Annotated in this window: 12 protein-coding genes; 3 read left to right on the top strand and 9 right to left on the bottom strand. The window is 60.1% G+C overall.

All coding sequences use genetic code 11. The features are described 5' to 3' along the window. Positions 1-166: 166 nt before the first annotated feature. The 3 genes from CKW07_RS16415 to CKW07_RS16405 all read left to right on the top strand — a co-directional run bounded on the left by CKW07_RS16415 (position 167) and on the right by CKW07_RS16405 (position 3,229). Entirely contained in the window at positions 167-1,543 is a 1,377-nt protein-coding gene (locus CKW07_RS16415) for a glutamine synthetase family protein (RefSeq protein WP_095081821.1), read from the top strand. A 204-nt stretch (positions 1,544-1,747) separates the two neighbouring features. Next, positions 1,748-2,500 carry a carbonic anhydrase gene (locus CKW07_RS16410; protein ID WP_095145953.1) on the top strand — a complete coding sequence of 251 codons (753 nt, stop codon included), beginning with the start codon at positions 1,748-1,750 and terminating at the stop codon, positions 2,498-2,500. Positions 2,501-2,590: 90 nt separating this feature from the next. Continuing rightward, a complete protein-coding gene (locus CKW07_RS16405) occupies positions 2,591-3,229 on the top strand; it encodes a TetR/AcrR family transcriptional regulator (RefSeq protein ID WP_095145951.1) in 639 nt (212 codons plus the stop codon). Positions 3,230-3,426: 197 nt separating this feature from the next. On the opposite strand, the gene CKW07_RS16400 is transcribed toward CKW07_RS16405, so the two are convergent. The 9 genes from CKW07_RS16400 to argA form a co-directional block, all read right to left on the bottom strand. Continuing rightward, on the bottom strand, positions 3,427-3,642 hold the full coding sequence (locus CKW07_RS16400; RefSeq protein WP_003213899.1) for a molybdopterin-binding protein: 216 nt from the start codon (positions 3,640-3,642) through the stop codon (positions 3,427-3,429). Between the two features lie 34 nt (positions 3,643-3,676). After that, a complete protein-coding gene (ssuB, locus tag CKW07_RS16395) occupies positions 3,677-4,483 on the bottom strand; it encodes an aliphatic sulfonates ABC transporter ATP-binding protein (RefSeq protein WP_095081826.1) in 807 nt (268 codons plus the stop codon). Continuing rightward, positions 4,480-5,268: an aliphatic sulfonate ABC transporter permease SsuC gene (ssuC, locus tag CKW07_RS16390; RefSeq protein WP_095145949.1), complete on the bottom strand. Its 789-nt coding sequence runs from the start codon at positions 5,266-5,268 to the stop codon at positions 4,480-4,482. Before ssuC ends, ssuB begins: the two co-directional genes overlap by 4 nt. Positions 5,269-5,276: 8 nt before the next feature. Continuing rightward, a complete protein-coding gene (gene ssuD, locus CKW07_RS16385; RefSeq protein ID WP_095145948.1) occupies positions 5,277-6,425 on the bottom strand; it encodes an FMNH2-dependent alkanesulfonate monooxygenase in 1,149 nt (382 codons plus the stop codon). Between the two features lie 25 nt (positions 6,426-6,450). Next, complete coding sequence (locus tag CKW07_RS16380; RefSeq protein WP_095145947.1) at positions 6,451-7,416, bottom strand: sulfonate ABC transporter substrate-binding protein; 966 nt, start codon at positions 7,414-7,416, stop codon at positions 6,451-6,453. Between the two features lie 91 nt (positions 7,417-7,507). Continuing rightward, positions 7,508-8,101, bottom strand: coding sequence for an NADPH-dependent FMN reductase (gene ssuE, locus CKW07_RS16375; protein ID WP_095145945.1), 594 nt, complete (start codon positions 8,099-8,101; stop codon positions 7,508-7,510). Positions 8,102-8,457: 356 nt separating this feature from the next. Further along, positions 8,458-9,096: a peroxiredoxin gene (locus tag CKW07_RS16370; RefSeq protein ID WP_095145943.1), complete on the bottom strand. Its 639-nt coding sequence runs from the start codon at positions 9,094-9,096 to the stop codon at positions 8,458-8,460. A 283-nt stretch (positions 9,097-9,379) separates the two neighbouring features. Further along, positions 9,380-10,753 carry an OprD family porin gene (locus tag CKW07_RS16365; RefSeq protein ID WP_095145941.1) on the bottom strand — a complete coding sequence of 458 codons (1,374 nt, stop codon included), beginning with the start codon at positions 10,751-10,753 and terminating at the stop codon, positions 9,380-9,382. Between the two features lie 496 nt (positions 10,754-11,249). Next, positions 11,250-12,548 (bottom strand): amino-acid N-acetyltransferase, encoded by a 1,299-nt coding sequence (argA, locus tag CKW07_RS16360; protein WP_095145939.1) that lies wholly within the window; start codon positions 12,546-12,548, stop codon positions 11,250-11,252. Between the last annotated feature and the right edge of the window lie 71 nt (positions 12,549-12,619).

Below are 12,619 nucleotides of genomic sequence, written 5' to 3'. Positions count from 1 at the left end.
ACCAAAGAAGTGAAAGGCATAAAAACGCCCCAAACCGCCCCAAAAATGCCATTCGAGCGCTTTTTTAGGGCAATTAAGGCCTCGCTTGACTTCGGCATGCCGTTGGGGTTGACTGGAATCTGAAAAGATCAATGATTGATATTTTTAACAACAAAGGTGTTGCATCATGTCGGTACCCCCGCGTGCCGTTCAGCTTAACGAAGCGAACGCGTTCCTTAAGGAACATCCTGAGGTTCTGTACGTTGACCTTCTGATTGCGGATATGAATGGTGTGGTGCGCGGCAAGCGCATCGAACGCACCAGCCTCCACAAGGTTTACGAGAAAGGCATCAACCTGCCGGCCTCTCTATTTGCTCTGGATATCAATGGCTCGACGGTGGAAAGCACCGGCCTGGGCCTGGACATCGGCGATGCTGACCGAATCTGCTATCCAATCCCTGACACCCTGTGCAATGAGCCTTGGCAGAAGCGCCCTACCGCGCAACTGTTGATGACCATGCACGAACTCGAAGGTGAGCCATTCTTCGCCGACCCGCGTGAAGTGCTGGCCAATGTAGTGCGCAAGTTCGACGAAATGGGCCTGACCATCTGCGCCGCCTTCGAACTGGAGTTCTACCTGATCGACCAGGAGAACGTGAACGGTCGCCCGCAACCACCTCGCTCGCCGGTTTCCGGCAAACGCCCGCACTCGACACAGGTCTACCTGATCGACGACCTCGACGAATACGTCGACTGCCTCCAGGACATTCTGGAAGGTGCGAAAGAGCAAGGCATCCCGGCCGATGCCATCGTCAAGGAAAGTGCTCCGGCGCAGTTCGAAGTGAACCTGCACCACGTTGCCGACCCGATCAAGGCCTGCGACTACGCGGTACTGCTCAAGCGTCTGATCAAAAACATCGCCTACGACCATGAGATGGACACCACCTTCATGGCCAAGCCTTACCCAGGCCAGGCGGGTAACGGTCTGCACGTCCACATCTCGATCCTTGATAAAGACGGCAAGAATATTTTTGCCAGTGAGGATCCCGAGCAGAACGCCGCACTGCGTCACGCGATCGGCGGTGTGCTCGAGACCCTACCGGCGCAGATGGCTTTCCTCTGCCCGAACGTCAACTCCTACCGTCGTTTCGGTGCACAGTTCTACGTGCCGAACTCGCCATGCTGGGGCCTGGACAACCGTACCGTAGCGATCCGCGTACCGACCGGCTCCTCCGATGCCGTGCGCATCGAACATCGTGTGGCCGGCGCCGATGCCAACCCGTACCTGCTGATGGCTTCGGTCCTGGCGGGTGTGCACCACGGCCTGGTGAACAAGATCGAGCCGGGCGCTCCGGTCGAAGGCAACAGCTACGAGCAGAACGAGCAAAGCCTGCCGAACAACCTGCGCGATGCACTGCGTGAGCTGGACGACAGCGAAGTCATGGCCAAGTACATCGATCCGAAATACATCGATATCTTCGTGGCCTGTAAAGAGAGCGAGCTGGAGGAGTTCGAACACTCCATCTCCGACCTCGAGTACAACTGGTACCTGCATACCGTGTAAGCGGCCTGCAGTAAAAAAAACGCCGCCAGCCTTGCAGCTGGCGGCGTTTTTTTGTGCCCGCCATCCATTGTTTATTCTTGCAATCATTCTCGGTGATTTGTCTTACGGAACTGTCAGGCCCAGATTACATCGATTGCCTACCCGCCAGTTCACACTTCAGAGTTCCGGAATTTGACCGGTTTCCTACCTGCGAGAACAACAAGCATGACAAAACAACTGCTAGGCACAGCCATGACCCTGATCGCCGCCGGTTTGTGTACCAACGCCTGGGCCAACACCGCCGACACTGCCGAATGGGGCTACACCGCACCCACCGGCCCGGAAAGCTGGAGCGAACTGAAGAGCGAATTCAGACTCTGCACGTCCGGTAAAGAACAGTCGCCAATCGATATTCATGACGCGGTGAAGGCTGGAGTCGAGCCCCCGGCCTTCACTTATCGCCCAAGCACAGCCGCCGTGCTGAACAACGGTCATACGATCCAGGTATCGCCGACGGACTCAGGCGGTATCACCCTGACCTCCGGTGCCTATTCGCTCGTGCAATTGCACTTCCATACGCCCAGTGAGGAAAAGATCCAGGGCCGCTCCTATCCTCTGAGTGCGCATCTGGTTCATCGCAACACCGCAGGCGAACTGGCCGTTGTGGCCTTGCTGTTTGAAGAGGGCGCACATAACCCAACGCTGGAGCCGATCCTGGCAGCCATGCCAAAAGACGCGGGTGGCACGGCGACCCTGGAGACACTGAACATTGCCGATTTATTGCCCGCCACCCACAACGCCTATTCCTACATGGGTTCTCTGACTACCCCACCCTGTACTGAAGGCGTGCGCTGGAATGTGCTGACCACTGCGGTGCAGATATCCCGGGCGCAACTGGAGGCTTTCCAGGCGCTGTACCCGATGAACGCACGTCCGGTCCAACCCTTGAACGGTCGGAGCGTGCAGGTCGACGGCTAAGTCACCCTGGCGGCCAAGCGGCGCAGTGGGCCTGTACAGACAAGGGGCGAGTCGCCTCGTACAATGCCCCCTGCCCCGCAGGAGACCTCAATGACCCGCCTCGCCACCTCACGCAAACCCCGCGCACGCAGCCAGGCGCGAATCGACTCGATACTCGATGCAGCCCGCACACTGCTGGCCGCCGAGGGCGTGGCCAGTTTGTCGATCTACAGTGTCGCCGAGCGTGCGGAGATCCCGCCCTCCTCCGTCTACCATTTCTTCGCCAGCGTCCCGGCCCTGCTCGAAGCCCTGACGGCCGACGTCCACGCCGCGTTCCGCGCCTGCCTGCAAGCGCCTATCGACCATGACACCCTCAGTGGCTGGCGTGACCTGTCGCGGCTGGTGGAACAGCGCATGCTCGCGATCTACAGCGAAGATGCCGCCGCCCGCCAACTGATCCTCGCCCAGCATGGCCTGACAGAGGTCACCCAGGCCGACCGTCAGCACGACATCGAACTGGGGGACCTGATGCACAAACTCTTCGACCACCACTTCGAGCTGCCGGCATTGCCTAGGGACGTCGACGTGTTTGCCCTGGCCATGGAACTGGGCGACCGTGTTTACGCACGCTCGGTGCAGCAGCACGGGCAGATCACCCCGCGCATGGCCGAGGAAGGGATGCGGGTGTTCGATGCGTACCTTGGGTTGTATCTGCCGCCGTATTTGCCAAAGCGTGTAGTTCCAGCCTGATTTCTGTGCTGGCTTCACTGCACTCTTCGCGGGCAAGCCCGCTCCCACATTGGGCCCCCAGTAAATGTCAGGCCTGTGCGCGACGCCGCTCAAAGGCGGCAACGGGCTTGCCCGTGAAGGGCTCACCACCACACTGACTCACACGCACACAACCCCGAAGGGCTCACACCCTTCGGGGTTGCTCGTGGCGCACGCGCTTACAACTTGGCGATCGACACCTCGGTGGATTTCACGAAGGCGATGACTTCACTGCCGATCACCAACTCCAGCTCTTTGACCGAGCGCGTGGTGATCACCGAGGTGACGATGCCGGAGGCTGTCTGTACATCGATTTCCGAGAGCACGTCGCCTTCGACGATCTCCTTGATGGTGCCTTTGAACTGGTTGCGAACGTTGATGGCCTTGATCGTCATGATGTGGATTCCTGTCGTTGGGATAAAACTGCAGTTATTGAGCCCAGCGCAATTGCGTGGGCAAGGGTGAAACAGGTTCAGGTTCCGGTGGCTGACCAGGCAGTGACAGCACACGGTTGAGGACTTCGGTTTCCAGCGCCGCCAGCCGATGGGAGCCACGAGCCCGAGGGCGCGGCAAGTCGACGTGCAGGTCCAGGCCAATCTCGCCCTCTTCAATCAGCAGCACCCGGTCGGCAATCGCCACCGCTTCACTGACGTCATGGGTCACCAGCAACACGGTGAAGCCGTGCTGCTGCCAGAGCCGCTCGATCAGTTGCTGCATTTCAATGCGGGTCAGGGCATCCAGGGCGCCCAGCGGTTCATCCAGCAACAGCAAGCGCGGCTGGTGGATCAGCGCCCGGGCCAGGGCCACCCGTTGCTTTTGCCCGCCGGACAACGCCGCCGGCCATTCGTTGGCGCGATCCGCCAGCCCTACGGCGTCCAGAGCGTCCAGCGCTTTCTGGCGCCAGTCGCCCTTGAGGCCGAGGCCAACGTTGTCGATCACTTTCTTCCAGGGCAGCAGACGCGCTTCCTGAAACATCAGGCGAGTGTCTTCCCGCGCCTGGCTGAGCGCCGCGGATCCGGCCAACAGCTCGCCATCCGTCGGTTGATCGAGGCCGGCGAGCAAGCGCAGCAATGTGCTTTTACCGCAGCCGCTACGCCCCACCACCGCGACGAATTGACCGGCCGGAATGTGCACGTCGATGTCCCGCAGCACGTGCCGCGCACCAAAGGTTTTTTGCAGCTTGCGCACCGCCAGTGGAATCCCGCGCAGCAGGCGCGGTGGTTGTTGAGCCGTCATGCCGCACCTCCCTTGGCTACTTGATAGGCCGGATACCAACGCAACCACACGCGCTCCAGCCCACGGGCGGCGAGGTCGGCCAGCTTGCCAAGCACCGCGTACAAAACAATCGCCAGCACCACCACATCGGTCTGCAGGAACTCCCGGGCGTTCATCGCCAGGTAACCGATACCGGAGCTGGCGGAGATGGTTTCAGCAACGATCAGCGTCAACCACATGAGGCCCAGGGCAAACCGCACCCCCACCAGGATCGATGGCAGCGCGCCCGGCAGAATCACCTGGCGGAACAGGCTGAAACCACTCAAGCCATAACTACGCGCCATCTCCACCAGGGCCGGGTCGACATTGCGGATGCCGTGGTAGGTGTTGAGGTAGATCGGGAACAAGGTGCCCAGGGCCACCAGGAAAATCTTCGCCGACTCATCAATGCCGAACCACAGGATCACCAGTGGAATCAGCGCCAGGTGCGGCACGTTGCGGATCATCTGTACCGAACTGTCGAGCAGGCGTTCGCCCCACTTCGACAGCCCGGTGATGAACCCCAGCGCCAAGCCAAGGCCACCACCGATCAGAAAACCGATGCTGGCACGCCAGCCGCTGATCGCCAGGTGTTTCCAGATGTCGCCACTGCGCACCAGGCCTACACCCGCCTCGATGACCGCGCTGGGCGCCGGCAGTATCCGCGTCGACAGCCAGCCCGCCGACACCGACAACTGCCATATCGCCAACAGCAACACCGGCAGTGCCCAAGGTGCGAGGCTGTGGATAAAGGTTCCCCTCTTCATGGCGCGCCTCAGCTCTGGGACACGGCTTTGGGAAGAATGTCGTTAGCCACCATTTCACCAAACGGGCTGACGTAGCCACCGCTTTTTGGCAGCTCCGGGCGCTCAACGTCCAGGTGCGGGAACAACAATTCAGCCACCCGGTACGACTCTTCCAGATGGGGGTAACCGGAGAAAATGAAGGTATCGATGCCCAGCGCCGCATACTCCTTGACCCGTGCCGCCACGGTCGGACCGTCGCCGACCAGCGCCGTCCCCGCCCCCCCACGCACCAGGCCCACGCCGGCCCACAGGTTCGGGCTGACTTCCAGGTTGTCGCGACTGCCGCCATGCAAGGCCGCCATGCGCTGCTGGCCCACCGAATCAAAGCGTGCCAATGAAGCTTGAGCCCGGGCAATGGTGTCGTCGTCCAGGTGGGAGATCAGGCGATCCGCCGCTTGCCAGGCTTCGGCAGTGGTTTCACGCACAATCACGTGCAGGCGAATCCCAAAGCGCACGGTGCGCCCCAGCTTCGCGGCCTTGTCCCGGACCTGCTGGATTTTCTCGGCCACCGCAGCCGGCGGCTCGCCCCAGGTCAGGACCATCTCGACCTGTTCGGCGGCCAGATCCTGGGCCGCCTCTGAGGAGCCACCGAAATACAGCGGCGGACGTGGCTGCTGGATCGGCGGATAGAGCAGTTTCGCGCCCTTCACGCTGATGTGCTGACCGTCATAGTCCACCGTCTCGCCCTCCAGCACTCGACGCCAGATCCGGGTGAATTCCACCGACGCCTGATAACGTTCCTCGTGACTGAGGAACAAGCCATCACCGGCCAACTCTTCCGGGTCGCCCCCCGTCACCAGGTTGAACAGCGCCCGGCCACCGGACAACCGATCCAGGGTCGCGGCCTGACGCGCCGCCACCGTCGGGGAAATGATCCCGGGGCGCAGTGCGACCAGAAACTTCAGGCGCTGGGTGACGGGGATCAGCGAGGCTGCCACCAGCCAGGAGTCTTCGCAGGAACGCCCGGTGGGAATCAGCACCCCGCCAAAGCCCAGGCGATCCGCCGCCTGGGCGACTTGCTGCAGGTACCCGTGATCGACGGCGCGAGCGCCTTCGGCGGTGCCAAGGTAATGGCCGTCGCCATGGGTGGGCAGGAACCAGAAAATATTGAGGCTCATGGAGTGGTCTCCTTGGGAATTGGAATTACTGCGCGTTGGCAACAGTCGCCGGTGGTGTCCAGATCACGTCTTTGATGCTCAAGGGCTTGGGGATCAACTTGAGCTGGTAGAAGCTGTCGGCGATCTTCTGCTGCGCCGCGACGACGTCCGGGGTAAGGAAGTGCGCGCCAAAGCCCTGGCGCTTCATGGAAGTCAGGGTGATGTCCGCCGGCAAGCCGATCAGTGGCGAAACCTGCCTGGTCACGTCCTCAGGGTTGGCCTTGGACCACTCACCGACGGCACGAACCTGCTCCACCAGGGTCTTGATCACGACCGGGTGCTGCTCGGCGTAGGACCTGGTCGCCAGATAGAACTGGTGGTTGTCGACGATGCCTTGGCCATCGCGCAGGGTGCGTGCTTGCAGTTGCTGTTCGGCAGCCGCCTGGTACGGGTCCCAGATCACCCAGGCATCGACGCTGCCGCGCTCGAAAGCGGCGCGGGCATCGGCCGGTGGCAGGAAGACGGTCTGGATGTCGGTGTACTTGAGGCCGGCGTCTTCCAGGGCGCGCACCAGCAGGTAGTGCACGTTGGAGCCTTTGTTGAGCACGACTTTCTTGCCCTTGAGATCCTGCACCGACGTGATCGGAGAGTCCTTGGGCACCAGGATCGCTTCACTGTGGGGCGCGGGCGGTTCGTAGGCGACGTAGAGCAGATCCGCGCCGGCGGCCTGGGCGAACACCGGTGGCGTTTCGCCGGTCACGCCGAAATCGATGGAGCCGACGTTCAAGCCCTCAAGCAACTGCGGGCCACCGGGAAACTCCGTCCATTGCACGTCGACGCCTTGGGCGGCGAGGCTTTTTTCCAGAGTGCCGCGGGCTTTGAGCAGCACCAGGGTGCCGTACTTCTGATAGCCGATTCGTAAGGTCTCGGCCTGGGCTTGAGTAATGGCGCCGAAGGACACAGCCGCAGCAAACAGAGCGACCAGACCGCGACGCAAAATGACAGGGCGCATGGCGCTCTCCTTTTTGCAGTGGGGGTTATGGCTGCACCTGCTTGCCCGTTAGCGGGCGAGTAAGGCCAGTACTTCTACTTTCGGGTAAGGCTTAGATGCTCCAGCGAGCACTTAACAGACGATCATTGAGCAGGCTCGGATCCAGCGGCTTCGGTCGGCGAGCCATGGCGCTGAAAAACTGCTCCAGCGCTTCATGCAGACGCTGCTCCAGTGCCGGTGTCAGCTGCGCCTGGGCGTTGCCCTGGCCGTATGCGATCTGACTGTCTTCGGCGAAGATGCCGTGGAGCATCTCCTGCGCCTTGAGCGCCGACAGCACTGGCTTGAGCGCGTAATCCACCGCCAGCATGTGGGCAATGCTGCCACCGGTAGCCATCGGCAATACGACCTTGTGGCTCAGGGCACGCTCGGGCAACAGGTCCAGCAGGGTTTTCAGCGCGCCGGAGAAAGACGCCTTGTAGACCGGCGTGGCAATCAACAGGCCATCGGCGTTTTCAATCTGTTGCAGCAGGTCGATCACCTTCGGGCTATCGAAGCGGGCGTGCAGCAAGTCTTCGGCCGGGAAGTCCCGTACCTGATAACTCACCACTTCCACTCCTTGTTGTTGCAACCAGCGTTGGGAGCGATCCAGCAGCACCCCGGAACGGGAGCGTTGGCTGGGACTTCCTCCGAGTGAGACGACCAGCATCGGGTTGATTCCTTGCGTGTTATGGACGATTCGCGGCTTGCGATCTCGCTTTGATTGAGGTGACCTTAACAGCTGATTTATATATCGATAAATCATATTTATTCATTTGTTTATTCCATAAAAGAATATTGTGACAGACTTTCCGCAGACCAAAAAAAAGGCCGTCGAAACGGCCTGAAAACCCCTGCTTTGTGAATCGGGTTTGCTCTGAATCCTGTGGTGCCTTGAACGTCGCCATCGCGGGTAAGCCCGAACCATGTGTGCGTACGCACATGCAGAGCGCTCGCCACGGTGTACGGTGCTGTCCTGTGTGGTGAGAACAAGTCATGCGATCAAGACCGCATCCCGCAAATGAACTACCGGTTGGGCTGTGGCGTCAGGCGCAGGTATGGCTTCACGGCGCGGTAGCCTTTGGGGAAGCGTCTCTTGATTTCGTCTTCATCCTTGAGCGACGGCACGATCACCACCTCGTCACCGTCCTGCCAGTTCGCCGGTGTGGCCACCTTGTAGTGGTCGGTGAGTTGCAGAGAGTCGATCACCCGCAGGATCTCGTGGAAGTTGCGTCCAGTACTGGCCGGATAGGTGATGGTCAGCCGGACCTTTTTGCTCGGATCGATGACGAACAGCGAACGCACGGTCAGGGTGTCGTTGGCATTCGGATGGATCAGGTCGTAGAGGTCAGACACCTTGCGGTCGGCATCGGCCAGGATCGGGAAATTGACCTGGGTGTCCTGGGTTTCGTTGATGTCTTCAATCCATCGGTGGTGCGAGTCCACCGGGTCGACCGACAACGCAATCGCCTTGACCCCACGCTGGGCGAAGTCTTCCTTGAGCCTGGCGGTAAACCCCAGCTCCGTGGTGCACACCGGGGTGAAGTCCGCCGGATGGGAAAACAGCACGCCCCAGCTGTCGCCTAGCCACTCGTGGAAACGAATGGTACCGGCGCTGGAATCCTGTTCGAAATCGGGGGCGATGTCGCCCAGTCTGAGGCTCATGGTGCTGCTCCTGGTCAGTGCGTGATGAGCCTACTGTGCCCGTCGCTCCTCTACATTAAAAAGAATAAATAATGATTTATTTAGATCATTAGGAGATATTAAAAATCTCTTCATTGGACGCACCCGCGCACAACGGCCACGCTGCGCCCCAGGTTCGAGAAGGCCTGAGTTGCTGTAGAGAGGGAAGTAAGGGAGGGTCTACGGGGGTAGACCTTTCTGAAACACAAAAGCCCCGCCAGGCTCACGCCTGGCGGGGCTTTTTTACAGCTGGCGAAGCGCGCTGTTACAACAGCGGAATCGAGTAGCTGACGATCAGGCGGTTTTCATCCTGGTCGCGCTGACCCGGGATGTCGTTGCGCCACATCGCGTTCTTCCAGGTCAGGCCCAGGTTCTTCAACGGGCCTTGAGGAATCACGTACGCCACAGTCAGGTCACGTTCCCACTCGCTCGCGCCAGTGGCGTTGACTTTGGTCTGTGGCGTGGTGGTACCCACCTTACCCGAGGTGTCGATATTGTCACCACGCAGGTAGACCACACCGGCGGTCAGGCCTGGTGCACCCAGTTTGGCGAAGTCATAGGTGTAGCGAGCTTGCCAGGTACGCTCTCCGGCACGGGCGAACTTGGAGATTTGCGAGTCAGTGGTCAGGTAAGCCGACGAGCCATCACCCTGGTTCAGCCAAGGGAAATCGCTGTCGCCGTTGCTGACCTGGTAACCGCCACCGAAGGTGTGGCCGGAAACGCTGTACAGGAACAGGCCGCTGAACAGGTTGTTGTCAACCTTGCCCTTGGTGATACCCGTGCCGTAGTCACCGGTGGTGTAGTAGGCCGGATCGTGGCCGTTGGCACCGTCATCGCCACTGTTGAAGTAACGCAAGTCCGTCTTCAACACGCCCGGACCGATTGACCAGTTGTGTACCAGGCCCAGGAAGTGCTGCTTGTAGAAGTCTTCCAGATTGCCGTAGTAGTACTGCGCAGTCAGGTCCTTGGTGATCTTGTAGTCACCGCCGCCGTAGATGAACTTGTTGCTGTCGCGACCCGAAGCGGTAGGGCTGTTGGCGCCCGCGATGGACAACTCTTCGTTGTTGCTGGAGTTACGGCCTTTGGCGTGCTCGATCTGGCCACCGATCAGGGTCAGGTCCTTGATGTCGTTGGTGGCGATCTGGCCGCCCTGGAAGGTTTGCGGCAGCAGGCGACCGTCGTTGGTCACGATCACCGGCAGTTTTGGCTGCAGGGTGCCGAGCTTAAGTTCGGTCTGGGAAATCTTGGCTTTGGCCGTCAGGCCCAGGCTCGAGAAGTTATCAACGGCTTCACCGTTGGACTTGCTCGGGAACACAGTACCGCCGTACGAGGTAGCGGTCGCGCCGTTGGTGCCACCACCGGAATCCAGTTTCACGCCCAGCAGGCCAATGGCATCAAGACCAAAACCAACGGTGCCTTGGGTGTAACCCGAGGTGAAGCGCAGATCGAAGCCTTGGCCCCATTCTTCCTGCTTGTTCTGTGCGCCGGCAGCCTTGGTGTTGTTATCGCGGTTATCGGTGTTGATGTAGAAGTTGCGCAGACCCAGGGTGGCCTTGCTGTCTTCGATAAAACCAGCGGCGCCTGCCTGCTGCGCGACAACCCCTACGGCCACTGCCAGGGCCAAGGTGGACTTGTTCATGTTTCACTCCTCTCGTTTCTAATTTTTGTGTTTCTTTGGTCCAGGGTCTAACGCCCCGGATCCACAGCTGCGCGATTAGCGCCAGACCGTGACTGCCAAGTCAATCGTAACAAGGTGTGTCTACGACCATAGTCTAACCGCACTCATTGGGTCCGTTCAGGTTAATGAGTTTTCCATAAACCTAAAAAGAATTATTTCTTAGTTTTTCATGCGATTCGGAAATATACAAATCCATCTCAAGCAAACCGGATGCAGGGTATCGGCAATCCAACTAATTCCTAAATGGTATTTATTTATGTTTTTTTAGATCGTTTGATGAAATCTGTCATTGATATTCGTCAAGGCCGATCAAAAAAGCGACGCCCGTTTGCCGAGCGCGCATCTTCCGGGGCAATTGTTACAGTTTGTGTATCGATTCGGACTTTTCTGACATCCAGACGAACGAACGCCGCCAGCCCTCACCTTTGAGGCAAAGGCGAAGGCTGCAGCGATCCGTTCAGAGGGCTTTTTCGAAGATCTTCGAATTGCGCTGGTAGTTGTACAGCGAGGCCCGCGCCGATGGCAGGCGCTCTACGCTGCTCGGCACAAAGCCGCGCTCGCGGAACCAGTGCGCGGTGCGCGTGGTGAGGACAAACAGGGTTTTAAGCCCCTGGGCGCGAGCCCGGCTTTCGATCCGTTCCAACAGTTCATCGCCGCGACGACCATGACGGTATTCCGGGTTCACGGCCAGGCAGGCCAGTTCACCGGCGTCCGAGTCGGCGATCTGGTACAGCGCCGCACAGGCAATGATCATCCCTTCACGCTCGACCACGCTGAACTGCTCGATTTCGCGCTCCAGCACTTCGCGTGAACGGCGCACCAGAATCCCCTGTTCTTCCAGAGGACTGATCAGATCCAGCAAACCGCCAACGTCTTCGATGGCCGCCTCGCGCAGCAGTTCGAATTGCTCCTGGGCCACCAGCGTACCGCCGCCGTCACGGGTGAACAGTTCGGTCAGCAACGCGCCGTCTTCGGCATAACTGACAATGTGGCTACGGCCAACACCGCCCCGGCAGGCTTCGGCGGCGGCATCCAGCAGTTCGGCCTGATAATTGGCACCCAGGCGCTGCAAGTGGGCCGGCACCTGTTGCGGACGCAGTTCGCGGACCAGACGTCCATTTTCGTCGATCAGGCCCATCTCGGCGCCAAACAACAGCAACTTATCCGCCCCTAGGTCGATGGCGGCGCGGGTGGCGACGTCTTCGCAGGCCAGGTTGAAGATTTCCCCGGTGGGCGAGTAACCCAACGGCGACAGCAGTACGATGGAGCGCTCGTCCAGCAGGCGGTTGATGCCCTTGCGGTCGACCCGGCGCACTTCGCCGGTGTGGTGATAGTCGACGCCTTCCAGCACGCCAATCGGCCGTGCCGTGACCAGATTGCCGCTGGCCACCCGCAGGCGCGAACCCTGCATCGGTGAGGACGCCATGTCCATCGACAGGCGGGCTTCGATGGCAATCCGCAGTTGACCCACCGCATCGATCACGCACTCCAGGGTGGCGGCATCGGTGATGCGCATCCCGTGGTGATAGTGCGGGGTCAGGCCGCGCGCGGCGAGACGGGTTTCGATTTGCGGGCGCGAACCGTGGACCAGCACCAGCCGCACCCCCAGGCTGTGCAGCAGCACCAGGTCGTGGACGATGTTGCCAAAGTTCGGGTGTTCGACGCCGTCGCCGGGCAGCATGACGACGAACGTGCAATCGCGGTGAGCGTTGATGTAAGGGGACGCGTGACGAAGCCAGTTGACGTAATCGGGCATAACACCTGCACCTGTAATAAATAGCAGCCGAAAAAAAGACGAAGCAAGACGCACAGCGGGCTGATGGTTAT

The sequence above is a fragment of the Pseudomonas sp. Irchel s3b6 genome (assembly GCF_900187415.1).
In the GTDB taxonomy this organism is placed as follows: Bacteria; Pseudomonadota; Gammaproteobacteria; order Pseudomonadales; family Pseudomonadaceae; genus Aquipseudomonas.
The sequence above is the reverse complement of the archived record's forward strand: the minus strand, read 5'-3'. Positions and strand labels throughout refer to the sequence as shown.